Below are 24,786 nucleotides of genomic sequence, written 5' to 3'. Positions count from 1 at the left end.
TACATTTGTTTGTATGCTGTAATTATGAAACGACCTCTCAAAAACTCTTCTAACGAACAACTTCAAATCCTTCTAAAAAAAGGTAATGAGAGTGCTTTCAACGAAATATACATTCGCTATTGGAAAATTTTATATACCTATGCATACCGAATTTATACTGAAGAAAAAATTTGCGAAGATATTGTTCAAGAGGTATTTATAAGCCTCTGGCACAAATCTAAAACCATAGAAATAGTAAATCTTGAGGGATATCTTTTTAGAGCCATTAAGTACAAAATAACAACCTATATCCGCGATTTAAAATTTACTTCTACCCATTTTGAAGCACTAGAAAATATTTTCATTTCTAGTCCGTCAGAAAAAAACCTAGAGTACCAAGAGCTAGAAGAAAGCCTGTTCTTAGAAATTGACAAACTAACTCCTAAATGCAAAAGAGTATTTATTTTAAGTAGGGTTGAACAATTATCTAATACCGAAATTTCTCAAAAACTAGACATCTCTATTCGAACGGTAGAAAAGCATATTAGCGATGCGCTTAAAAAATTAAAATCTTCTCTAAAAACAAATCATATTATTGGTTTTGTTATCACAATGTTTCTATAAAGTAAACATGGGGCTACTTATATTAAGAAACCTTTAACCTCCACTTTTCTTCTACGTGTTATACTTAAAAATTGAGACTTGTAAATAAACAAGACCATTTTGAAAGACAAACATTTTATTCACATAGCTAAAAAATACATTAATAACGTTGCCACTAAAGATGAAAAAAGGCAAGTCGATAATTTTTACGATGCCATGCAAGAAAAGCATAAATCGATCCCCATTAATTTAAGCTTTCGAAAAGAAAGAAAAATAAAAAATGCTATAGACAGCGTTATTCATAAAAAAGCACATCCATTTAACTACAAAAATCTTTCCATTGCTGCTTCCATTTTACTCATTATAGGTATCACCTTTTCATATTCACTTCTTAGTATAAACCCCATAACTATTAAAACTCAAATGGGTGAACGAAGAGATGTATTACTTCCAGATAGCAGCCGCGTGTTCTTAAACTCAAACAGTAGTATAACTTATCATGATAATTTTACAGATGAAAGACATATTACATTAACAGGTGAAGCTTTTTTCAAAGTAACCAAAAACCTAAAGAAGCCTTTTATTATATCTTCAAATAATACAGAAACTAAGGTTTTAGGAACATCCTTTAATATTAACGCTACCAACAACAATAAAACTATCGTTAGTGTAAATACCGGTAAAGTACTTGTTCGCTCCAAAGTATCTCCTAAAAACAAAGTGATTTTAACCAAAAATCAACAAGTTACCTTTTTAAATCAAACACCTATTATTCTGAATAATACCAATAGTGATGATTTAATTGCTTGGACCAAAAACATTATTGTTTTGAATAACGAAACACTCGAAAACACAGCTAAGATTTTGGAAAACTGGTATAATGTTTCAATAGAATTTAAAGATGAAAAAACGAAACAAGAAACCATTACCGGAAAATTTAATAATGAAACCTTAAAAAACGTCATGAAAAGTATCGAGCTACTTAAAGATTTAAAAATAGATTACTTAACACCAAACCATATTATTATAAGAAAGAACCAAAAGAAAAATTAATAATAAAAAAACCCATTTCCGCTGCAACGAAAATGGGCTGAATAACAAATAACATTAAATTAATTAACGTTAATCATTGAAAATGAATACTAAATTACACTTTTTTAAAAATTATTTAACTCTTAAAAATTTTTATTTAATATGTATGCTATTAACAACAACGATAGCCACTGCAAAATCTAATAACATAACCAATACTCAAGTCTCTTTAAATTTAAAAAATGCTTTAGTAACAGATGTGTTTTCCGCTATTGAAAACCAAACTGCTTATACTTTTATTTTTGATAATTCAATAACAGAAATACCTCAAAAAGTTTCTATTAATTCTACAAATGAAGATTTACAAACTATTTTAAAGAAAATATCAAAACAAAGCGGATTTCAATTTAAAATCTTAAACCATACCATTACCGTTTTAAATTCTAGAGAACAAAAACTTGTTAAAGGTAAAATTATGGATGAAGCAGGATTACCGTTACCTGGCGCCACTGTAATGGAAACAGGTACTAAAAATGGTACCTCAACTAATTTTGATGGTATGTTTAGTTTAGCGTTAACTGAAGAAAATGCAGAACTAACTATTTCTTTTATGGGCTATATTTCTAAAACCATAAAAGCAAAACCTGGCACTTTATTAGAAATTGTTTTACAAGAAAACATAAATAGCCTAAACGAAGTCGTTGTTACCGCTTTAGGTATAAAACGAGAAGAAAAAAAACTAGGTTTCTCGCAAGCCACCGTTGAAAGTGAAAGTTTAGCACAAACAGCACCTAACAACTGGTCGTCTGGATTAAAAGGAAAAGTTGCAGGCTTAAATATTGTATCGTCGGGTTCTGGCCCAATGAATTCACAGCAAATAACACTTAGAGGTAACAACTCTTTAAATGCTAACGGCAACAATGCACTTATTGTGGTTGATGGCGTACCTGTGAACAGTGAAATGACAACTTCAGGATCATCAAATGCTTATATAGGCGAAGATTCTCCAATAGATCACGGGAATGGAATATCAGATCTGAATTTAGATGATATTGAAAACGTAACTGTTTTAAAAGGCCCAGGTGCAACAGCACTTTACGGAAGTCGTGCTGCTAATGGTGCTTTAATTATTACTACAAAATCTGGTAAAAAAACAAAAGGGTTGGGTGTAACCTATAACTCAAGTATAAGCTTAGATGTTATACAACGTTGGCCAGATTGGCAATATAAATATGGGCAAGGAACAGGTAAAAGTTTTAATACTGAAGGCATTCCTTATTATTCTTATGGTTCTTCGGAAGATGGTAATAGTACTGGCGGAACAAGTAGTGCTTGGGGGCCTGAATTTAACAATCAATATTACTACCAATACGATCCGAATTTAGAAGGCCAATCTGCTCAGCGTGAGGTTTGGCAACCTTACGAAGATAATAGGAAAGACTACTGGCGTACCGGTGTAACAACCACCAATAATATATCTATTCAAGGAGGAAATCAAGAAGGCTCAATGCGACTTTCTGTTGGACATTCTAAAAACGAATGGATTATGCCTAACACTGGTTTTGAAAGAGTAACAGCGTCTTTAAACGCTAATTATCAAGTTTCAGATCATGTAAAAATAGGTTCTGTTGTAAACTATAATAATAGAACTAGTGACAATTTACCAAGTACAGGTTACAACAACGGTTCTATAGCTTACTTTATGATTTTTCAAAACCCTAATGTTAATTTAGATTGGTATCGTAATATTTGGAAACAAGGTCAGGATCAAATTCAACAAATTCAGCCATTTAGCTCTTACATAGACAATCCATACGCCATAGCTTATGAAGCAACAAATGCGCTAGCAAGCAATCAAATCGTAGGAAATATTTTTAGTGACATTCAATTAGCTCCACAATTAAAATTAATGCTAAGAACATCATTAAACACCTATTACCAAGAAAGAGAACAAAAAAGACCATACAGTATCAACCGATACAAACAAGGTTTTTACGAAACACAAGACGTTTGGAAGCAAGAAGTTAATACCGATTTCCTGCTAAGCTATGACAATGAACTTAGTGATAAATTTTCATTTTCTGCTTCTTTAGGAGGAAACTCTATGGATTATAAATATAGAAGAACAGATGCTTCTGTTGATGGTTTAGTTGTTCCAGGCGTTTATAAATTAGCTAACGGCGTAAACAATCCGCTAATTCAAACCTATGACAAAAACAAAAGAGTAAACAGCTTATATGGTTTGTTTTCAGTGGCTTTCGACAATAAAATATTTTTAGATTTAACTGGAAGAAACGATTGGTCTAGCACCTTACCCATAGAAAATAATTCATTTTTCTACCCATCGGCAAATGCTAGTTTTATCATGTCTGAAATATTCGATTTACCCGATGCGATGGATTACTTAAAATATCGTTTTTCATACGCGCAAGTTGGTAACGACACCGATCCTTATAAAACGAGTAAATATTATAGTCAAAGTGCGTTTGCTAGTTCGGCATCTGTAGCTACCAACTTGTTCAATGCCAATTTCAAACCTGAAATAACAACAAGTTATGAAACAGGTATCGAAGCTCGTTTATTAAACAACAGAATAAACTTAGACGCCACTGTTTACGAAACAACGACTAAAAACCAAATTATTTCAGTGCCTTTAGATATCACTACAGGTTATAGCTCTGGGGTTTTAAACTCTGGTGAAGTGCGTAACCGAGGGGTAGAATTGACACTTAGCGGAAAAATAATAAAAAGAGAGAAGTTTAATTGGAAAAGCACACTAACGTGGTCTAAAAACTGGAATAAAGTTTTAAAACTTGCTGATGGAGTTGATGGTCAACAAGAAATAGGCTCTGGTGGTAATGCCACATTATTAGCTAAAATAGGCGGTACAACAACCGCTATTTACGGGTTTGGTTTTGTACGTTCGCCAGAAGGTGCAATTGTTTATGATAATGCAGGGCTACCAGCCTACCCAGACGAAATTCAATACATAGGAGACGCTAGTCCAGATTGGAAAGCTGGTTTAAATAACAGTTTTAGCTTTGGAAATATAACGCTTAATGTTATGGTCGACGGTCAGTACGGTGGCATTGTTTACTCTCAGTCTAATCACAAACTTATTCAACAAGGTAAATTAACATCTACTTATGAAGGACGAGAAACAGGTTTTATAACAGGAGACGGTGTGGTATTAAATACAGATGGCACATATTCTCCAAATACTACTGCTGCAATAACTCCAGACTGGTACAATCGTTACTACCGTCGTGCCAATGTAGAATCGAACTCTTTTGATGCTTCATTCTTAAAATTAAGAGAAGTGAGTTTGCAATACAACTTTCCTAAAAAATCTTTAAAAAATACAGGAATTACAAGTTTAAGCATTTCCGCCTTTGGAAGAAATTTAGCAACCGTTTCTGATTTTCCAATCTACGACCCTGAAACAGCTGCCTTAAATGGAGACACTATTTTACCAGGAATTGAAATGGGACAAATGCCTTCACCAGCCAACTATGGTTTTAACTTAAAAGTAAATTTATAAAATCTATAAAAATGAAAACACTAAAATATTTATTTTGTACACTACTTTGCTTTACTATTGTAGTATCATGTACAAATGATTTTGCAGAAATTAACGAAGATCCAAATCGTATTAATGAAATTAGTCCTGGCACGTTAATAAACCCAATTATCTATGGGTTAGCAGCCCATAACGCCGGCAGAAGCGCCAGTGTTACATTCGATTTAATGCAAGTATCTGTACCACTACCTAGTGTTTCTGGTGGTTTACATCGTTATGATGTAAGTCAGAGTGCCGGTAATTCATCATGGAATAATTATTACAAATGGCTTAATAATATCAAGGAAATGCATGCTGCAGCCCTAATATTAGAAGACAAAAATTACGAAGCCATCGCTTTAACACTTAACGCTATGGTCTATGCCAACCTTACCGATATATTTGGGCCTGTACCAATGACAGAGGCAGTAAAAGGTGATGAAGGAAACTTCTACCCTGCTTTCGACTCTCAAGAGCTTATTTATGAAACCATTCTTGCAGACCTTGAAAAAGCCAATAGCATTTATGATGTTAGTAAAGGTATGGCTTACGCCGATGACATTCTCTTTTTTAATGATATTAAAAAGTGGCAAAAATTCACAAACTCATTACACTTAAGGTTATTGCTTCGTATTTCCAATAGAACAGAAACCAACGCGTTTCAAAAAATGACGGCTATAGTCAACAATCCTATAACCTATCCTGTATTTGAAAACAATGAAGAGTCTGCTATTTTACAAGTTACTGGTGTTACTCCAAATGTATCTCCTTGGGGTAGGCCACAAGATTTTAGTTTATTTACTAAAATAGCTTCTTTTTTTATTGATAATTTAAATGATTTTGAAGACCCAAGACGCGCTTATATTTCAACCATTGCTAGAGACTTGAATAATGTAGAAATAGGATATAAAGGAATACCTAGTGCTTTCGACGGTCCCGAATCTCAGTTTACCTATAACGCTTCTGCTCTCAATACAACCCAAGCAAACAACCCTATGCAAATTTTCCTATTAACTTATGCAGAGGTTGAGTTTATTAAAGCAGAATTAGCACAGCGTGGCTATACTTCTAATGCAGAAACACATTATAACAATGGTGTTACAGCTGCAATTGAACAGTTTAATATTGAAATGCCGTCAACTTATTTTGATAATTCCAATACAAAATATGATGGTACCTTAGATATAATCATGCTACAAAAATATTATGCCCTTTATTTTGTCGATTATCAACAATGGTTTGAATATAGACGTACTGGGTTGCCAGTATTACCAACTACAGAAGCCATGTTAAATGATAAAATAATGCCTGTTCGTTTTTACTATCCAACTGATGTGCAAATAAACAATGCTTCTAATTACAAAAAAGCAGTTGAAATGTTAGGTGGCCCAGATGATATAAACACACCGGTTTGGTGGGAAAACAAATAATTGAGATACCATGAAAAAAACAACATTTATTCTAACATGTGCCACCTTATTAACATTAGGTGTAACAGCACAAAACAAGGTAACAGGTTATGTTTACAACGACCTGAACCAAAACAATAAAAAAGAAAGAAAAGAACAAGGCATTAAAGATGTAGCCGTTAGTAACGGAGAACAAGTGGTTTTAACCGATAAAAATGGAAAATACGAACTCCCAATTGGTACCGATCATATTATTTCTGTTATAAAACCTTCTGGGTACAACGTTACTACAGATGCCAATAACCTACCCAAATTCTTCTACAACCACAAACCTCAGGGTTCTCCAGAATTAGAGTTTAAAGGAGTAGCCCCCACAGGTAAACTTCCTAAATCGATTAATTTCGGATTAATTAAAACAGAAGAAATCACTAAATTTACAGCACTGGTATTTGGAGATCCACAAGCTTATACTTTAGAAGAAATAGAATACTTTAAAAGAGGTATCGTTTCTGAAGTTGAAGCCATCAAAAATGTACCTTTTGGATTAAGTTTGGGCGATTTAGTCGGTGATGATTTAAGTTTATTTAATCCATATATTGATGCTGTAAAAGAAATTGGAGTGCCTTGGTATAATGTTATGGGAAACCATGATATGAACTTTGATGCTAAAACAGATACTATTAGCGATGAAACATACGAAGCTCATTTTGGCCCAGCAAATTATGCTTTTAACTTTGGTAAAGTGCACTTTATTATTTTAGATAATATTCTTTATCCAGATCCTAGAGATGGCAAAGGCTATTGGGGTGGATTTCGAGAAGATCAATTAAATTTTGTAGCCAACGATTTAAAATTTGTTCCAAAAGATCACCTTATCGTTTTGGCTTTCCATATCCCTCTAAGCGAACCAAATGGCGATGCTTTTAAAGATGAAGATCGTGAAAAGCTATTTAGTCTATTAAAAGATTATCCTAATACACTATCACTTTCAGCTCATACACACATTCAAAAACAAACCTTTTTTGATGCTTCACAAGGTTGGTTAAGAGCAAAACCACATCATGAATATAATGTAGGGACTACTTCTGGTGATTGGTATTCGGGCAAATTAAACGAAGCCGGCATCCCTATTTCAACCATGAGAGATGGTACGCCAAAAGGTTACGCTTTTTTACATTTTGATGAAAACAAATACAACATAGAATATAAAGTAGCTGGAAAACCAAAAGATTTTCAGATAGAAATTTTTGCTCCAAAAGTAGTTGCGCAAGGAAGAAAAACAAGAGCGGGAATTTATGCCAACTTCTTTATGGGTAGTGAAAAAGACACAGTTTTATATCGTATTGATAGTGGTGAATGGCAGCCTATGAAGCACGTCCAAGATTACGATCCCTCCTATGTGTCACAGGTTAATGAATGGGATACCAAAACCGAATTAATGGTTGGAAGACGGTCGTCAAATCCAATTATCAGTAATCATTTATGGCGTGGTTCCATACCGACTAAATTAGAAATTGGAGTCCATAAAATTGAAATTAAAGCTACGGATATGTTTGGAAACGAGTATACCGAAACGAGTTCTTACAGATTAGAAACTCCAAAACAATAAATTTAAACCAAAAGCTTGTTTGTCCGTAAAATGATAAACAAGCTTTTTAATTATAAACAGATGAAAATATTGAAAACCTTAACAGTTATCTTACTCATATTAACCGTGAGTTGTAAATCAGAAACTAAAGAACCAATTACAAAACATAACATTAAAGTTCAAGGACATCGTGGTGACCGCGGCAACTTTCCAGAAAACTCAATCGAAGGTTTTTTAAGCGCACTTCATAAAGGCGCAAATGTTCTTGAGCTAGACCTAATTATATCAAAAGATAATCAAGTCGTGGTATCGCATGAGCCTTACATGTCTTCTTTGTATATGTCTAAAGCTTCAGGTGAACCTATTTTAAAATCCGAAGAGAAAAATTATAATTTATACCAAATGACGTATGATAGCATTAAAACATTTGATGGAGGTTCTAGAGGAAATCAAAATTTCCCGAATCAAAAAAAAATAAAAACTTACAAACCCTTGTTAAGCGAAGTGTTTGATGTTATCGAAAAAGAAATTAAAGAGCATAAATTACCTTCCGTAAAATACAATATAGAAATAAAATCAATAGCGGAGGTTTATGGAATCTATCAACCCCAACCAGATATCTTTGTTGACTTAGTTATGCAAATCATTCAAGAAAAACAAATGGAAGACAAAGTGAATATCCAATCTTTCGATACTACCCCCCTTAATGTTTTACATCAAAAATATCCCAAAATTGAAATCGCTTATTTGGTTTCAAAGGGAAGCATTCAAAGTAATTTGAACCAATTAGATTTTAAACCTCAAATTTATGGAGCAAATTTCAAACTCATAGAAAACAAAACAACAGTTGATTCTCTAAGAGATTTAAATATAAAATTAATTCCATGGACGGTTAATAATGAGAAGGACATAAAACGAATGATTGAATTACAAGTAGATGGCATCATTACCGATTATCCAGAACGCGTACTAAATTTGTTAGATTAATTATTAAAAATAAAGTCAAATATTTTAATGCTTGAGAAACGCTTCAAAAATTATTGAAGCGTTTTTTACATCAATACAATTATACTGTTTAATAATCGTTATTTTTGTCACAAACATTTTCATTTTGATAAGAACAAAATTTATATACACTTTCATCATTTTCTTTCTTGGAATTTCAACAATTTTAACCGCACAAGATAAAAAGAAAATAAGCATTGAATATGCTGGGCGATTAAATGTAGATGAAGAAAATTATCCAGGAGCAAAAGTACTAACACGTAACAGCATGCAGCAGGTACATATTGCCCATGCTGGTAGTAATATGTGGTGCGATAAGGCCATTTACTACAGTGGTGAAAACTTCGTTGAAGCTTACGGAAATGTTATTGTAAAGCAAGGTGATACCATAACCATGACATCTAAATATGTTGAATATAGTGGAACCTCTCAACTAGCCTTCGCTAGTGGTGAAGTTGTTTTAAAAAGTCCAAATTCAACTATTTCTTCAGATACTTTATATTTCGATAGAATAAAACAACAATCTTTTTATAAAAGTGGTGGTAATGTTGTTAAAGATTCATCAGGAACTATTACAAGTAAAATTGGTCGTTATTATATGACTGATAAAAAATTCCAGTTTGTTGACGATGTTGTTTTAACAGGTGACGGCACTGTGGTAAATTCAAATTATTTTGATTTTTATGAAGATACAGGACTTGCTTATTTATTCGGCCCATCAACCATAACAACAGAAGATAGTAAAACCTACTGTGAAAAAGGCTTTTATGACACAAAAAACAAGACTGGGTATGCACTGAAAGATTCTAAGATATATTATGATGATCGTATTATAGAAGGTGATAGTCTATATTTTGATAACACTAAAAGTTTTGCTTCAGCAACCAACAATATTAAAATTACTGACACTATAAATAAGAGTATTGTAACGGGCCATTACGCCGAAGTTTTTAGAGCTAAAGATTCTCTTTTTATCACTAAACGCGCCTTAGTAACAACGGTTCAAGAAAAAGATTCTGTCTATTTACATGCCGATAAAATAATGGTTACCGGTAAACCTGAAAATAGAATTACCCGAGCCTATTACAATGCTAAACTCTTTAAAACAGACATTAGTGCAAAAGCCGATTCTATTCATGCTGATCAAAAAACAGGTATTACCGAATTAATAAATCTAGACCGCTTTGCTCCTACCGATGCTTTTTCAACAAAGCGACGCCCCATTCTATGGAATAACGCAAACCAAATGACAGGTGACACTATTCATTTAATCTCAAATTCAAAAACAGAAAAACTAGATTCACTTCGTGTTTTTAATAACGCTTTTATAATTAGTAAAGATACTATTAGTGAAAATGGATATAATCAAATTTTTGGAATAACCTTAGTTGGTTTATTTAATGACGCGAATGAATTACGAGAAGTAAATATTAATAAAAATGCAGAATCTATATTTTATACACGTGATGAAAATCAAGAATTAATAGGTATAGACAAAGCTAAATCTGGTAGTATAAAGATGTTATTTGCAAATAGTGACATTGAAGAATATACGCGATTAAATACTGTTGATGGCACACTATTCCCTGAAAAAGATTATCAAGAAAAAGATAAATTCCTGAAAGGTTTTGATTGGAGAGAAGATGAGCGCCCTCTAAGTGTTGACGATTTATTTAAAGAAGATGAACCTTTCGAGCTAGCCGTAATAAAAGGTTTAGAAGATTATGTACCACAAGAAAACTTTTTTGATGAGGAGTTGTTGGAGCGGATAAATATTATTAACATAAAAAGAAATGAAATTAGGTATAAAAACCCTTTATTCACAAACATACTAAAACAAAATCAAACATTAGATTCAAAAGATTGGATAAAAAGTAACTTAATTATAAAATCAAAAACAGAAACCTCACCTATTAATAATAGTACCGCTTTTGAACTTTCAAAAAACGGAGGTAATAGCCATGTCTTTTTTCTAACACCTTTTACAAATGGTGAATTTCAATTTTCCATTTGGTTAAAAGGAGAAGGAACTGTTTATATGCTGTTCCAAGAAAATGGCAAGTCTTATAACTATGGTCTTTCCCAAATAACTCTCAGCAATAAATGGAAAAAACACGTGTTAAAAATCAATAAGAAAACAGACAACAATATTAAAATAAAAGTGATACTTAGCGGTGTACACCTAACAAAAAAACTGTTCGCTTGGAACCCAGAAATAATAAAATTTAACAACAACAACAACAACAACAACAACACTAAAGAATACTAATTACTTCTAACGATAACTTTAGTTCTTATTATTGATAATGAAACCAGACTTTCTCTCCCACCAAGCCCAAACCTCTCCTCACCCATTAGCTATGGAAATTTCCCATGCTAAAGGTTCATATATTTATGATACAAACAATAAAGCTTATCTCGATTTTGTAGCCGGAGTTTCAGCATGTCCATTGGGTCATCAACACACTAAAGTTAATTCTGCCATAAAAAACCAACTCGATCAATATTCACATGTTATGGTTTATGGCGAATACATACAAAAACCAGCAGTAGAGCTCACCAAACTTTTAGCAAAACATTTACCAACATCATTACAATCCACATATTTAACTAATTCAGGAACTGAAGCTATAGAAGGCGCACTAAAGTTAGCAAAACGTGCTACTGGGAGAAGTGAAATGATAGCAGCAAATCACGCATACCACGGTAACACCATGGGAGCTTTGAGCGTAATGGGGTATGAAGATAGAAAACAAGCCTTTAGGCCATTACTTCCTGATGTTAAATTTATAGAATTTAATAACGAGGATGATCTCTCTAAAATAACAACAAAGACTGCTTGTGTTATTTTAGAAACCATACAAGGTGGAGCCGGCTTTATAGAACCACAAAACAATTACTTAGAAAAAGTAAGAAAACAATGTGATGCCGTTGGAGCTCTTTTAATTTTAGATGAAATTCAACCAGGTATTGGAAGAACAGGTAAGCTTTTTGGGTTTGAACATTACAATTGTATTCCTGATATTTTAGTTACTGGCAAAGGACTTGGAGGCGGTATGCCTATTGGTGCATTTACAGCATCTCTTGAATTAATGAATCTTTTACAAGATAACCCCAAACTTGGTCATATTACTACTTTTGGAGGCCATCCCGTAATTGCAGCTTCTGCATTAGCAACTCTAACTGAAATTACAAAAAGTAACTTGATAGAACAGACCCTTAAAAAAGAACAACTCTTTAGAAAACTATTAGTTCACCCTTTAATAAAAGAAATTCGTGGTAGAGGTTTAATGTTAGCCATAATAACACCTTCTGCAGGTATAACAAATGCACTTATTTTAAAATGTCAAGATGCCGGATTAATACTATTTTGGCTACTTTTTGAGCCAAAAGCCGTTAGAATCACCCCACCATTAACAATTTCTAATGATGAAATAAAGGAAGGTTGCTCTAAAATTCTCAATATTTTAGATGAAATAAAAAACACTTAAAAGCTTAACATACAAAGTATTATATTTTAAAACTCAAATAAAAAACAAAAATGTTCATTACTTTGTTAAAAACATTTTCGTCGGTTTTGGTGTAAACCAAAAATAGAATACTAACTTTAATAAAGTAGAAAACACACAAAAGTGCTTATGGAGTATGGTCACGACCACAATAATAGCTTACCTCTAACTAAATTTGAGTCGATGCTTAAAACAAATCATGTTTTATTTTTCGATTCAGAAGAGTTTGAAAATATCATTCATCATTATCTTAACTTAGGAAAAATTGCTTTAGCAAAAAAAGCGATTAAACTAGGTTTGGATCAGCACCCTACATCCATTAATTTAAAATTATTCAGAGTTGAAGTCTTTGTTTTTGAAGATAAGCTTGAAGAAGCAGACCTTTTATTAGATCGACTTTACAGCCTAGATCCTCAAAACGAAGAAATATACATTCAAAAAGCCAATATTTTTTCTAAAAAAGATAATCACGAAAAAGCAATAGAAGTCTTAAAACAAGCTCTAAAATTAGCTGACGATGTAGTTGACCTATACTCGTTAATAGGAATGGAATACTTGTTTTTGGATAAATTTGAAGAGGCAAAAATCAATTTCATGAAATGCTTAGAAAGTGATATTGAAGACTATTCATCACTTTACAATATTATATATTGCTTCGAATATTTAAATCAAAATGAAGAGGCTATCACTTATTTAAACACCTTTTTAGATAAAAATCCATATTGCGAAGTCGCATGGCACCAATTAGGTATTCAATATTTTGCACTAAAAAAACTAAAAAAAGCATTAGCAGCGTTTGATTTTGCAATTATCTCCGACGATACCTTTATTGGAGCTTACATCGAACGTGGCAAAGTATTAGAGAAATTAGGGCGCTATGAAGACGCCATCGAAAATTACTCAATCACTTTAAAACTAGACGACCCTACCTCATTTGCTCTATTACATATTGGTAACTGCTACGAAAAATTAAAAAAGGACGATTTAGCCCTCCAATATTATGATAGAACTGTACACGAAGATCCTTTATTAGATAAAGGATGGATAGCTATTACTAAGTTTTATAATAAACGAAAAAACTATCAGCGTGCTCTCTATTTTATAAATAAAGCTATCAATATAGACTCAGAAAACGTGATGTATTGGAAGCTTTATGCGCAAATAAACGAGCGTTTAAATTTTTATGAAGAAGCAGAACGCGGATACAAAAAAACGCTAGAACTTGGCAATTACGAGCTAAACACTTGGTTAACCCGAGGCGATTTACTTATTAAATTAGGTGAAACAGAAGCAGCTATTGATAATTTTGAACAAGCTGTAGAGTTTTACTCAGATAGCGCAGAATTAGAGTACCGCTTAGCTGGATTGTATTTAGCACTTCACGAAACGGATAAAGGGACATTTCATTTAAAGAATGCTCTAAATATTAATGAAGATTATAGCTTTATTATTGAAGAACTTTTCCCTGAAATCTATAAGAAAGTTGCAGTACAAAGCTTGCTAAAACAAAATTCGAAGTAAGTTTTATATTCTATATAAACATTTTCATTAAAATACATACCTTTGGTTTTTTACGTAAAAAATCAAAAGATGCAAAGACATTTAAAAGACTATTTAATTATTTCGCTTAAAGGCCTTGCTATGGGAGCTGCCGATGCTGTTCCAGGTGTTTCTGGTGGAACTATTGCCTTCATTTCAGGTATTTACGAAGAATTAATAAATTCCATAAGTAATATAAATGCCGATTTAATTAAATCACTTTTCACTAAAGGTATAAAGCCTTTTTGGCAACAACTGAACGGTAATTTTTTAATAGCGCTATTAGCTGGTATTATGGTCAGTTTTGTATCTGTAATGCGTTTAGCAAAATACTTATTAGAAAATCACCCTGTACTTATTTGGTCTTTCTTTTTTGGTCTTATTGTGGCAAGTATTTTTTTTGTTGGAAAACAAATTCAAAAATGGAACTTAGCCGTAATTATTAGTTTAATTGTTGGTGCCTTTATAGCCTTTTACATTACAACACTTCCTGCTTCATCTAATAATGAAAATCCTTGGTTTCTATTTATCGCCGGAGCTATCGCAATTTGCGCTATGATTTTACCAGGAATTTCGGGAGCCTTCATTCTAATAATTTTAGGCGCATACAAAGCTTTAAGTGATGCTTTTCATGATTTTGATATCAAGAAAATATTAATTTTTGCTACAGGAGCTCTTGTGGGTCTTTTAAGTTTTAGTCATTTATTAAAATGGTTATTCAAACATTATCATAATATCACCTTAGCAGTGCTTACAGGTTTTATTTTTGGATCCCTAAACAAAGTTTGGCCTTGGAAAAAAACATTAACATGGCACACCAATTCCGAAGGAATTAAATCTGCCGTTTTACAAGAAAGTGTTTCACCTTTTTCTTTCGATGGAAATAACCAATTACTTTTTGCCATTACCTTAATGATTCTAGGATTTTTAACTATTTTTATTCTTGAAAAAGTGGGCAATAAAAAACAATAATGGAAAGTACCAGAACACTTACCGATAAAATTTTTCTAATCCTAAAAGGATTAGGAATGGGTGCTGCCAATAAGGTACCCGGAATTTCTGGTGGTGTTGTGGCTTTTGTTGCTGGTTTTTACGAAGAGTTTATTTACTCACTAAAAAAAGTAAACGGTAAAGCTTTTAAACTCCTAATTAATGGGCGCTTTAAAAGTTTCTACAATTATATAAATGGTAGATTTTTAAGTTTACTTTTCTTCGGTATGATAGTTAGTTATTTTAGTATATCTAAAATTCTAGATTATCTTATCAAACAATACGAATTATATGTTTGGAGTGTTTTCTTCGGAATGATTATAGGCTCAATTTACTATATAAATAAAGATTTTAAAGACCGTAATTATCAAACCTATCTATCACTAGCTATTGGTATTTTACTAGGTGTTGGTATTAGCTTTTTAAATCCTGCTAAGGAAAACGATAATCTTTGGTTTGTATTTTTCTGTGGCATTATAAGTGTTTCAGGCATGACCTTACCTGGGTTTTCAGGTTCATTTATTCTCATTTTACTTGGTAACTATGTACTCCTTTTAGTCGATTCTGTAAACGCTCTTTACGATACTTTTTCAGAAATAATTAGAAATGATTTCGGTTTTACCAACAATCCAGAACGTTTAAGAATGCTACAAGTGCTCGCTGTGTTTACTTTAGGCTCAATTGCAGGTTTAGTAACCTTTTCTCATTTATTAAGCTATATTTTAAAACGCTACAAAAGCATTACCACCTCATCAATATTAGGGTTTATTATAGGTTCTTTAGGAGTTGTTTGGCCTTGGAAAAAAACAATCTATAAACTAGACCAAAATGGTGGTTTTCTATTCGATTCTACAGGCTCTAAAGTAGTTCACAACTATCAACGCTTTTTCCCTGAATTAAACACCGATACTTATTTAGCTATTGGCTTTATATTACTAGGCATAGCATTTGTTTTAGGCTTAGAGTGGTACGGACAAAAAACAAGACATATACAAGAATAATATAAAAAATTATCAAGTGAAAAAATTAGGACTTTTAGGCAAAGATATATCATATTCATTTTCAAGAAATTATTTCAAAAATAAATTTGAAAATGAAAATATAACAGATACAAGCTACGAAAATTTCGATTTAGAAAACATCGATCTATTTCCCTCAATTATAAAAAACACAGAAAACATAAAGGGTTTAAACGTGACTATTCCTTATAAAGAAGCGGTTATGCCTTTTCTTGATAAAATAAATAAAAAAGCGAAAGCTATTGGAGCGGTTAACACCATAAAAATCACAAAAAAAGGAAAACTTGTTGGCTATAATACAGACTGTTATGGTTTTAAAAACACACTTAAACCTTTCGTGAAACCGCATCATAAAAAAGCTTTAATTCTAGGTACAGGTGGTGCTAGTAAAGCGGTTGCTTTCAGTTTAAAAGAATTAGGAATAGATTATAAATATGTTTCTAGAAAACACTCTAAAGGTGTCACTTTTACCTACGACGATTTAACAGAAACCATTGTTGCAGAACACGAAGTGATTGTAAACTGCACGCCATTAGGGACATTCCCGAACATTGAAGTTTGCGCAAATATTCCATACAACGGTATAACGGATAAACATATTCTATTCGATTTAATATACAATCCAGATCAAACTAAATTCCTAAAACAAGGTAAGGATAACGGTGCCACAACTATTAACGGATTAAATATGCTTAAATTACAAGCAGAAAAATCGTGGGCCATTTGGGATTTATAAAAAATATCCACGCCTAAGCCTTTGTTAATAATAGACTTGTTAGTATCTTTAAAGTCTATAGTAAAAACTACGAACCTAAACATTTTATAATGTCTGACTTAAATAACCCTAACGCAGAAAACGCAGATCATGCTAATCCTGTAAACAGTGAATCTATTACACCAGAAACCACGGCTCCGGAAGCTGTAACTCCTGATGATTCACAAACTTCTGAAACACCAACCACTGAAGTACAAACAGAAGATACTGTAGCCGCTACACCTGCCCCTGTAAAAGGAGACAGTGAAGATGATGAAGTTCTAAATGAAATTGAAGAATCTAACGCAGAAGATGCCGAAGATGAAGGAAACAAAGATAGGCACACCATTGAAGTTAAGGAATATGATAGCATGTCGCTTGAAGCTTTAGCCATTGAGTTAGAAAAACTTGTTCAGGGACAAAAAGTACAGGCTATAAAATCTCATGTAGATGGTATTAATGCCGAGTTTAAAACAAAGCACCAAGCCTTAGTTGAAGAGAAAAAGGAAGAATTTTTAAATGAAGGAGGAAATGAAATCGATTTCTACTACGCCTCTCCTATTGAAAAACGTTACAAAGCAGCTTACAAAGAATACCGAAATAAGCTTAACGATCACTATAAAAGTTTAGAAAAAAACTTAAAGCAAAACTTAACCGATAAGCTAGAAATAATTGAAGAACTTAAAGGTTTAATTAATGTTGAAGAGAATATAAATACAACCTACAAGCATTTTAAAGAATTACAAGAACGTTGGAGAACAACCGGACCAATTCCGAGAGATAAATACAATAACGCTTGGAATAGCTACCATCACCATGTGGAGTTATTTTACGATTTTTTACACCTTAACAGAGATTTACGCGATCTAGATTTTAAACATAATTTAGAGAAGAAATTATTAATTATTGAGCGCGCTGAAGAGTTAGCCCAAGATGATAATGTAATGCGATCGTTTAGAGAACTTCAAGAATTACACAAAATGTGGAAAGAAGAGCTCGGCCCTGTTGGTAAAGAACATCGTGAAGAAATTTGGGATCGTTTTAAAGCTGCAACAAAAATTATAAACGATAAACGCCAAGTTTATTACAAAGAAATTGATAAGGTTTACGATAAAAACCTAGAAACTAAATTAGAAATAATTGCTAATATTGAATTTGTTGCTGCACAACCTGCAGGCTCGCATAGTGAATGGCAAAAGCGTATTAAAATTATTGAAGATTTAAGAAATCAATTTTTTAATGCCGGAAAAGTACCTTTAAAAGTTAACGAAGATACTTGGGCTAAGTTTAAAGATGCTGTTAGAACTTTTAACAGAAACAAAAACGCTTATTACAAAGATTTAAAAAAGGAACAATACACTAATTTACAGAAAAAATTAGAGTTAATAAAAATTGCTGAAGACAACAAAGAAAGCGAAGATACTGCGGTAACAACGCCTTTGATGAAAAAAATTCAGAACGATTGGAAAAAAATTGGTCATGTTCCAAGAAAAGACAGCGACAAAATTTGGAAACAATTTAAAGCTGCCTGTAATCACTATTTCGATAAAGTGCATGCAAAAAGAAATGCTGTAAGTCAAGAACACGTTGATGCTTTCAATAAAAAATCTGAATTACTAGAAACTCTTAAAGCTGTGACACCTACAGATGATAAAGACAAAGATGTTGAAATCATTAAAGGACATATTAATACTTGGAAAGATTTAGGACGTGTACCAAACGACAAACGTTTTATTGAAGATAAATTCCAGAAAACCATTGACGATTTATTATCTAGTTTAAAAATGGATAAAACAGAAATCGAAATGATTAAGTACGAGAACAAACTTGATAGCTTAACTTCTTCTGATGGTGATACAAGAAATTTAGATAACGAACGCTTATTCATTCGTAAAAAAATGGATGAAGTAAAAGCGCAAATTAATCAGTTAGAAAATAATTTACAGTTTTTCACGAATGTAGATGAAGATAATCCGCTAGTTAAAGATGTGCACAACAACATTAAAGGCCACAAAGATTCTCTTGTTCTTTTAAAAGAAAAACTAAGAAAAATTAAAGAGCGTTATTAATTTGTAACACTATTTATTACAATAGAAAAAAGGCAGCTTAGAAAAATTCTAAGCTGCCTTTTTAGTTTCATGTCGTGTTTTCTAAAACACTAAAATATTAAACACGAACATGGCCGTCTCCAAAAACATAATATTTATTGGTAACAAGCTCCTTTAACCCTAATGGTCCGCGATGGTGTAATTTATCTGTACTTATAGCAAGCTCTGCTCCTACACCTATTTGTCCGCCATCGGTAAAACGTGTTGATGCGTTTTGATATACCACAGCACAATCTACTTGTTCCATGAATTTCTTAGCAATATCTGTATTAGTCGTCATGACTGTAGCAGAATGTCCACCAGAGTATTCGTTTATTTTTTCAATAACATCAAAAACCGAATTTACGGTACCAATACAACATTTCATTTCAAGAAATTCTTGATACCAAATGGAATCATCTGTTATAAGTTTTTCATCACTTAAAATAGATTTTGTTTCTTCATCAACTAAAACCTCTACACCACTGTCTTTTAAAATTTCATTTAAATTTAAAATTCTACCTGCATAATCAGGAAGTTTTTTACTTACTAAAATTTTATCTAAAGCATTACATGCCGAAATTTTTTGAGTTTTAGCATTTAAAATCACCTCTATGGTTTGTTTCCAATCGGCAGCCTCATCAATGTATAAAAAGTTATTACCACGTCCGCTCACTAAAACAGCACACTTAGCATGCTCTTTTACAAACTTTATAAGCTGCTCGCCACCTCTAGGCACTATTAAATCGAGTTGCTCGGTAGGGTTTCTTAAAAAAGCTTGAGTTTCTGCTCTATTCATGGTTAACATTTGAATATAATCGGTGCTCAGATTATGCTCTTCTAATGCCATATGCCAAAGTTTTACAATAGCTGTGTTACTGTGTACGGCTTCTTTACCTCCTTTAAGCAGTATTTTATTATTAGCTTTAAAAGCAAGCACTGTAGCCTCTACAGTTACATCTGGTCTAGATTCATAAATAATCATAATAGTTCCAAATGGTGCTGTTTTATTCACAACATCCAAACCGTTATCAAACTGTTTTCTGCTAATTATTTTATTCACAGGATCCTCTTGTTCACGCACTACCTGTATTGCGGTAATCATACCATCGACCTTATCTTTATTAAGAATTAAGCGATCGTACATGGCTTGATCTTCTTGATTAAAAGCCGCTATATCTTTTTTGTTTGCATTTAATAAAGTATCCTCATGTTCCTTTAAAAGAACCTCCATACTTTTTAAAACACTATTTTTTATTTCTTCTGATAATAATTCCATTTTCTCTCTTTTTTTAAAGTGACACCTTAGTTCCTACAGCTTTTCCGTCTATAATATCGATAATGGTGTTATCACTTTTTCCATTAGCAATAAAAGTTGGAATGTTGTTGGCTGCAGTTTGTTGCGCATAATCTAATTTAGATCCCATACCACCACGGCCTTCTCCTTCACCTTTATTATTGTCCTGAATATATTTATTAAGATCGTCCCCCGGATCTACATTTTTTATTAAATCGCTACTTTCCGCTTCCGGATGCCCTGTATAAAGACCATCTATATCGGTTAGAATAATAAGCTTATCTGCGTTAATTAGCTGAGCAATTAAACTCGCCAGCTCGTCATTATCAGAAAACATAGACATGGTTACCGATACGGCATCATCCTCATTAGCAATAGGAATAACACCTTCTGAAAGTAAACCTTCACAACAGTTAATCATATTTTGCCTGTGTACTCCTGGGCTAAAATCTCGCTTTGTAGGTAGTACTTGCGCACACTTCATTCCATAATCATGAAAAATATCATAATAAAGACGCATCATTCTTGGTTGCCCAATAGAAGAATATACTTGGCGCCGTACGGTTTTATCTTTAATTTTAGATTTCCCTAAAACTTCTTTTCCTGCAATGGCAGAACCAGAAGAGACTAATATCGTCATGATATCACGCTCGTAAAGCTCTGCTATTTGTTTTACCAATCGTCTTAAAACTGGTCTTACAATTCTATTATCTTTGTTGGTCATTACATTAGTACCAACCTTAATCACTATTCTTTGTTTACACATTTTAGTGTTCTTTTCCCATTTCTACTGCACGACTAAATGCAGCAAAAGCGGCTTCTTTAATTAATTCATTAACATTATTATCTTCCATAGAGTCTAGCGCGGCACGTGTAGTGCCTCCTTTAGAAGCTACTCGATCCATCCACGAGTTTGGAGATAGATTAGATTGATTAAAAAGTTCTACAGCACCTGTAAAAGTTTGACTTACCAATACTGTAGAGTCGTTTTTAGAAAAGCCCATTTGTAAAGCCGCTTCCATCATACTTTGCATAAAATAGAATACATAAGCTGGTCCACTTCCCGAAATACCTGTAGAGGCATCTATAAAGTTTTCGTTAGAAACTCGCATTGATTTACCTGTGGTATCCAATAAACTTTCTACCGTTAGCATTTCTATTCTAGAAATTTCTGGTGATGTTACGTAAGATGTTAAGCCTTTACCTATTTGTGCCGGTAAATTAGGCATAGCACGTACAACTTTTTCTAAACCTGTTAGTTCTTTTATAGAGGCTATTGTTACACCTGCCATAATAGAGACAATAATTTGTTGTGAGTTTACCAATTTGTTGATGGCTTTAAAAACGCCTTCAGCATGGTATGGTTTTACTGCAATAAAAATGATATCTGCTTTTGGCACGCAGTCTTCAAGCTCTTTAAATGCATCAAAATGTGATATTTGGTTGAGCTCCTCCAATTTCTCTTCAGATTTATCCAAAACCATAATATTTCTCTTTTTAAGCAGTCTAGATTTAGACATGCCTTGTGCATAAGTAAGCCCCATGTTTCCTGCTCCAATTACCAGTACTTTCATTTAATATATATTTAAATTAATTATTAAAAATTTGGTTAAACAAAAAGAATACAATCTTTGTAATCTTTAACTTCACCATAATATGTTTCACGATATTTATGAAGCGTTTTTATAGGTAAACCAAACAAGTATTTTCTAATGTGTGTTACTTTACTTGTAAGTTCGCCCATTTTTACGCTATGTATTTTCTCGTAAGATGTTTTTCTCTTTATTTGTATAATCTTCATGTTCTGTGTGTGTTTTTTAAAATGGATTATCGAACTAATCGCATTTCTATATTTCTTGCTTTAAACCCTTGTTTTTCGAATAATTCTATAACTGGGTTATCTTTATTTACGTGTATAGCGATATCGCCATCACAATATTTTATGGTATGTTCTATTAACTTCTGAGCAATCCCTCTACCTCTATACTCGGTTTTAACAGCCATATATACCAATATGTTTTCTGCTAAATACTCGTTCATACCTGTTCTATTAACAACTATGGCTCCTAAAATTTCTTGTTTCTTTTCCATAATAAAAACATAACCGCCAAGTCCTGGAACTTCTTTTGCAGCATACATAATTGATTTTTGGATGGCACTTTTGGTGTCTGTAAACTCACCAGAATATTCATGCAAAAACTTGGAAATACGTGATATATCATTGATTGACAACCTAGAAAAGGCATCAAAAGTCGTAATAGTCATTAAATGATTATTATTTGTGGGTATACCTAAATTTAGGTAAACATAAAAATGAGGTAAACGCAAAAAACTATTCACTTATAAACTAATAAGTAAATAATTAACGTTTAAAAATTGAGTAAGGAGATTGGCTGAATACTAGAATGCAGGAGGAATGAATTTATCCGACTGATTTCTAAAAACTAGAAAGTTGAAGTTAAAGATTCTGATATTTCTTTTCTCATGTATGCCTTTTACCATGATGCAAATTTAAATAAAATGAACCCCAATAGCAAATTAACCATGTTAAGATAAATACAATTCGTAAAAAACGCTTGTTTTATAATATTATAGTTTTTTGGCTTCTTCCCAAAACACATCCATTTCGGCAAGCGTCATGTCTCTCAATGGTTTATTTAAACTTTTAGCTTTTTCTTCTAGATATTGAAAACGTTTAGTAAATTTTTTATTAGTACGTTCTAGAGCATTTTCTGGGTTAATATTTTTAAAACGTGCATAGTTTACCAGCGAGAACAAAACATCTCCAAATTCACTTTCCATAGCATCTTGGTCGTTTACTTCAACTTCTACTTTAAACTCATTAAGCTCTTCTTCTACTTTTTCCCAAACCTGAGAAGGTTCTTCCCAATCGAAACCTACACCAGCTACTTTTTCTTGAATTCGTCCTGCTTTTACAAGTGCAGGCAAACTTTTTGGTACGCCTTCTAAAACACTAGATTTTCCTTCTTTAAGTTTTAAGTTTTCCCAGTTTCTTTTAACATCTTCTTCGTTTTCAACTTTTACATTGCTATAAATATGTGGATGTCTGTGTATCAATTTTTCACAGATAGAATTACAAACATCACCTATATCAAAATCTTTAGTTTCGCTACCAATTTTAGCGTAAAATACAATATGCAAAAGCACATCGCCTAGTTCTTTTTTTACTTCCTCTAAATCTTTATCCAAAATAGCATCACCCAGCTCATACGTTTCTTCTATGGTTAAATGACGAAGCGTTTCCATGGTTTGCTTTTTATCCCATGGGCATTGCTCACGAAGCTCGTCCATAATAGTTAATAATCTATCGAATGCTGTTAGTTGATTTGCTCTAGAATTCATGAGAAATTGAAATTGTATTCTTTTTTGTAAAAATACAGTTTCTACTAATTATAATTTTAATTTACAGGAAGAAAATAATGCTGGGGTTCATATTGATATTAAAAGAATTGGCGGTAACCTAATACTAATATACAATCAAGCTTACAGTTTAATTTTCTCGCAAAAACGATATAAATTATCTTAATAATTAAAATTTACTTCTACTTTTTATAAAACCTCGACAAAAAACATACACGTAGTCGAAAAACCACTATTATTGTCAGAATTTTATTTTATTTTTTATTATTTTAATCGAATCTTTCTCCCGAAGATCAACCAAAACAAAATATCATGAGGAAATTACATGCTATATTCCCTGTATTATTATTCTTACTGTCTACAGTATCATTTGCCCAAGTAGGAATTGGCACCACTAGCCCCGAAGCTATGCTAGATGTAAATGGTACACTTAAAGTAAGAAGTACTGTAAACGAAAACGATATAGAAGTTATACAAGATTCTATTTTAGTTATTTCTAAATCAGGCATTGTTAACACGGTACTTGCCAACGATATTATAGATGCTGCATTACCAACAATAGTTAAGGCTTCATTTTCTAGTGGAGGCCCTCAAACCTTATCACTTACTCTTGGAAGCTCTAAAATAACATTTGATAGTGAAGAAGTAGACAATAACGATGAATTCGATTTAACTACAAATACATTTACAGCTAAACAGGAAGGTATATATATTATTAACGCGCAAATAAAAGTAGATCCTACATTAATTAGTGTAAGTACAGATTACGGCATCGGTATTTACAAAAATAATATTTTAATAGCTGAGCAAAGTTATACTAGTGTTGTTGTCTCCGTACCTTTAATATTAACAGATGTATCAACTTCGCCGATTAGATCCGTAACCGCTACCACCGATTTAAGCGTAGGTGATACTATTGAATTCAAATTAACATCTTCGCGATTACTCGGATTACCAGCTATTTTAACTGTCGATGTTCTTGGAGGAAAAACAGATAGTAATTTTTCCATCTACCAAATAAGATAGCCCACAACA

At 32.6% G+C, this 24,786-nt stretch carries 20 protein-coding genes; 14 read left to right on the top strand and 6 right to left on the bottom strand.

Features of this window, described 5'->3' with window-relative positions; translation table 11 throughout:
• Positions 1-24 precede the first annotated feature (24 nt).
• The 13 genes from BM246_RS15795 (at position 25) to BM246_RS15735 (ending at position 19,055) form a co-directional block, all read left to right on the top strand.
• Positions 25-603, top strand: a complete 579-nt coding sequence (locus tag BM246_RS15795) for an RNA polymerase sigma factor (protein WP_042502899.1) — start codon at positions 25-27, stop codon at positions 601-603.
• Positions 604-702: 99 nt separating this feature from the next.
• Positions 703-1,635 carry a FecR family protein gene (locus tag BM246_RS15790; RefSeq protein WP_074939209.1) on the top strand — a complete coding sequence of 311 codons (933 nt, stop codon included), beginning with the start codon at positions 703-705 and terminating at the stop codon, positions 1,633-1,635.
• An 82-nt stretch (positions 1,636-1,717) separates the two neighbouring features.
• Positions 1,718-5,155, top strand: coding sequence for a SusC/RagA family TonB-linked outer membrane protein (locus BM246_RS15785; RefSeq protein ID WP_074939207.1), 3,438 nt, complete (start codon positions 1,718-1,720; stop codon positions 5,153-5,155).
• An 11-nt stretch (positions 5,156-5,166) separates the two neighbouring features.
• Positions 5,167-6,603 (top strand): SusD/RagB family nutrient-binding outer membrane lipoprotein, encoded by a 1,437-nt coding sequence (locus BM246_RS15780; protein WP_074939205.1) that lies wholly within the window; start codon positions 5,167-5,169, stop codon positions 6,601-6,603.
• Between the two features lie 10 nt (positions 6,604-6,613).
• A complete protein-coding gene (locus tag BM246_RS15775) occupies positions 6,614-8,191 on the top strand; it encodes a calcineurin-like phosphoesterase C-terminal domain-containing protein (RefSeq protein WP_074939202.1) in 1,578 nt (525 codons plus the stop codon).
• A 60-nt stretch (positions 8,192-8,251) separates the two neighbouring features.
• A complete protein-coding gene (locus BM246_RS15770; protein WP_074939200.1) occupies positions 8,252-9,157 on the top strand; it encodes a glycerophosphodiester phosphodiesterase family protein in 906 nt (301 codons plus the stop codon).
• Positions 9,158-9,281: 124 nt separating this feature from the next.
• Positions 9,282-11,444 carry an OstA-like protein gene (locus tag BM246_RS15765; RefSeq protein WP_074939198.1) on the top strand — a complete coding sequence of 721 codons (2,163 nt, stop codon included), beginning with the start codon at positions 9,282-9,284 and terminating at the stop codon, positions 11,442-11,444.
• Between the two features lie 37 nt (positions 11,445-11,481).
• Positions 11,482-12,666, top strand: coding sequence for an aspartate aminotransferase family protein (locus tag BM246_RS15760; RefSeq protein WP_074939196.1), 1,185 nt, complete (start codon positions 11,482-11,484; stop codon positions 12,664-12,666).
• Between the two features lie 147 nt (positions 12,667-12,813).
• Positions 12,814-14,205, top strand: a complete 1,392-nt coding sequence (locus BM246_RS15755; RefSeq protein WP_042498179.1) for a tetratricopeptide repeat protein — start codon at positions 12,814-12,816, stop codon at positions 14,203-14,205.
• A gap of 69 nt (positions 14,206-14,274) precedes the next feature.
• Positions 14,275-15,195: a polyprenyl-phosphate transporter gene (locus BM246_RS15750; protein ID WP_074939194.1), complete on the top strand. Its 921-nt coding sequence runs from the start codon at positions 14,275-14,277 to the stop codon at positions 15,193-15,195.
• Positions 15,195-16,214 (top strand): DUF368 domain-containing protein, encoded by a 1,020-nt coding sequence (locus BM246_RS15745; RefSeq protein WP_074939191.1) that lies wholly within the window; start codon positions 15,195-15,197, stop codon positions 16,212-16,214. The genes BM246_RS15750 and BM246_RS15745 overlap by 1 nt, the downstream gene beginning before the upstream one ends.
• A 16-nt stretch (positions 16,215-16,230) precedes the next feature.
• Positions 16,231-16,968, top strand: coding sequence for a shikimate dehydrogenase family protein (locus tag BM246_RS15740; protein ID WP_042498171.1), 738 nt, complete (start codon positions 16,231-16,233; stop codon positions 16,966-16,968).
• An 89-nt stretch (positions 16,969-17,057) separates the two neighbouring features.
• Complete coding sequence (locus BM246_RS15735; protein WP_074939189.1) at positions 17,058-19,055, top strand: DUF349 domain-containing protein; 1,998 nt, start codon at positions 17,058-17,060, stop codon at positions 19,053-19,055.
• Positions 19,056-19,152: 97 nt separating this feature from the next.
• Here BM246_RS15735 and BM246_RS15730 read toward each other — a convergent pair whose 3' ends face one another.
• The 6 genes from BM246_RS15730 to mazG form a co-directional block, all read right to left on the bottom strand.
• Positions 19,153-20,352 (bottom strand): glutamate-5-semialdehyde dehydrogenase, encoded by a 1,200-nt coding sequence (locus BM246_RS15730; RefSeq protein WP_074939186.1) that lies wholly within the window; start codon positions 20,350-20,352, stop codon positions 19,153-19,155.
• Between the two features lie 13 nt (positions 20,353-20,365).
• A complete protein-coding gene (gene proB, locus BM246_RS15725; RefSeq protein ID WP_042502920.1) occupies positions 20,366-21,136 on the bottom strand; it encodes a glutamate 5-kinase in 771 nt (256 codons plus the stop codon).
• 1 nt (position 21,137) lies between these two features.
• Positions 21,138-21,944 carry a pyrroline-5-carboxylate reductase gene (gene proC, locus BM246_RS15720; RefSeq protein ID WP_042501064.1) on the bottom strand — a complete coding sequence of 269 codons (807 nt, stop codon included), beginning with the start codon at positions 21,942-21,944 and terminating at the stop codon, positions 21,138-21,140.
• A gap of 35 nt (positions 21,945-21,979) precedes the next feature.
• Complete coding sequence (locus BM246_RS15715; RefSeq protein WP_042501061.1) at positions 21,980-22,171, bottom strand: hypothetical protein; 192 nt, start codon at positions 22,169-22,171, stop codon at positions 21,980-21,982.
• 26 nt (positions 22,172-22,197) lie between these two features.
• Positions 22,198-22,635, bottom strand: coding sequence for a GNAT family N-acetyltransferase (locus BM246_RS15710; RefSeq protein ID WP_042501076.1), 438 nt, complete (start codon positions 22,633-22,635; stop codon positions 22,198-22,200).
• A 324-nt stretch (positions 22,636-22,959) separates the two neighbouring features.
• A complete protein-coding gene (gene mazG, locus BM246_RS15705; RefSeq protein ID WP_042501059.1) occupies positions 22,960-23,733 on the bottom strand; it encodes a nucleoside triphosphate pyrophosphohydrolase in 774 nt (257 codons plus the stop codon).
• Between the two features lie 330 nt (positions 23,734-24,063).
• Here mazG and BM246_RS15700 point away from each other — a divergent pair, with 330 nt between their 5' ends.
• A complete protein-coding gene (locus tag BM246_RS15700) occupies positions 24,064-24,777 on the top strand; it encodes a hypothetical protein (RefSeq protein ID WP_042501056.1) in 714 nt (237 codons plus the stop codon).
• Positions 24,778-24,786: the final 9 nt, after the last annotated feature.

Origin of the sequence: Algibacter lectus (genome assembly GCF_900112395.1) — a bacterium.
Classification (GTDB): Bacteria; Bacteroidota; Bacteroidia; order Flavobacteriales; family Flavobacteriaceae; genus Algibacter; species Algibacter lectus.
Note: the sequence above shows the minus strand (reverse complement) of the source record. Positions and strands in the feature narration are given on the sequence as shown.

Coding starts and splice junctions, on each gene's coding strand:
- BM246_RS15795 (WP_042502899.1), top strand. CDS start 25: ATGAAACGACCTCTCAAAAACTCTTCTAACGAACAACTTCAAATCCTT.
- BM246_RS15745 (WP_074939191.1), top strand. CDS start 15,195: ATGGAAAGTACCAGAACACTTACCGATAAAATTTTTCTAATCCTAAAA.
- BM246_RS15700 (WP_042501056.1), top strand. CDS start 24,064: ATGAGGAAATTACATGCTATATTCCCTGTATTATTATTCTTACTGTCT.
- BM246_RS15710 (WP_042501076.1), bottom strand. CDS start 22,635: ATGACTATTACGACTTTTGATGCCTTTTCTAGGTTGTCAATCAATGAT.
- BM246_RS15750 (WP_074939194.1), top strand. CDS start 14,275: ATGCAAAGACATTTAAAAGACTATTTAATTATTTCGCTTAAAGGCCTT.
- mazG (WP_042501059.1), bottom strand. CDS start 23,733: ATGAATTCTAGAGCAAATCAACTAACAGCATTCGATAGATTATTAACT.
- BM246_RS15760 (WP_074939196.1), top strand. CDS start 11,482: ATGAAACCAGACTTTCTCTCCCACCAAGCCCAAACCTCTCCTCACCCA.
- BM246_RS15735 (WP_074939189.1), top strand. CDS start 17,058: ATGTCTGACTTAAATAACCCTAACGCAGAAAACGCAGATCATGCTAAT.
- BM246_RS15715 (WP_042501061.1), bottom strand. CDS start 22,171: ATGAAGATTATACAAATAAAGAGAAAAACATCTTACGAGAAAATACAT.
- BM246_RS15755 (WP_042498179.1), top strand. CDS start 12,814: ATGGAGTATGGTCACGACCACAATAATAGCTTACCTCTAACTAAATTT.
- BM246_RS15785 (WP_074939207.1), top strand. CDS start 1,718: ATGAATACTAAATTACACTTTTTTAAAAATTATTTAACTCTTAAAAAT.
- BM246_RS15775 (WP_074939202.1), top strand. CDS start 6,614: ATGAAAAAAACAACATTTATTCTAACATGTGCCACCTTATTAACATTA.
- proC (WP_042501064.1), bottom strand. CDS start 21,944: ATGAAAGTACTGGTAATTGGAGCAGGAAACATGGGGCTTACTTATGCA.
- BM246_RS15780 (WP_074939205.1), top strand. CDS start 5,167: ATGAAAACACTAAAATATTTATTTTGTACACTACTTTGCTTTACTATT.
- BM246_RS15730 (WP_074939186.1), bottom strand. CDS start 20,352: ATGGAATTATTATCAGAAGAAATAAAAAATAGTGTTTTAAAAAGTATG.
- proB (WP_042502920.1), bottom strand. CDS start 21,136: ATGTGTAAACAAAGAATAGTGATTAAGGTTGGTACTAATGTAATGACC.
- BM246_RS15770 (WP_074939200.1), top strand. CDS start 8,252: ATGAAAATATTGAAAACCTTAACAGTTATCTTACTCATATTAACCGTG.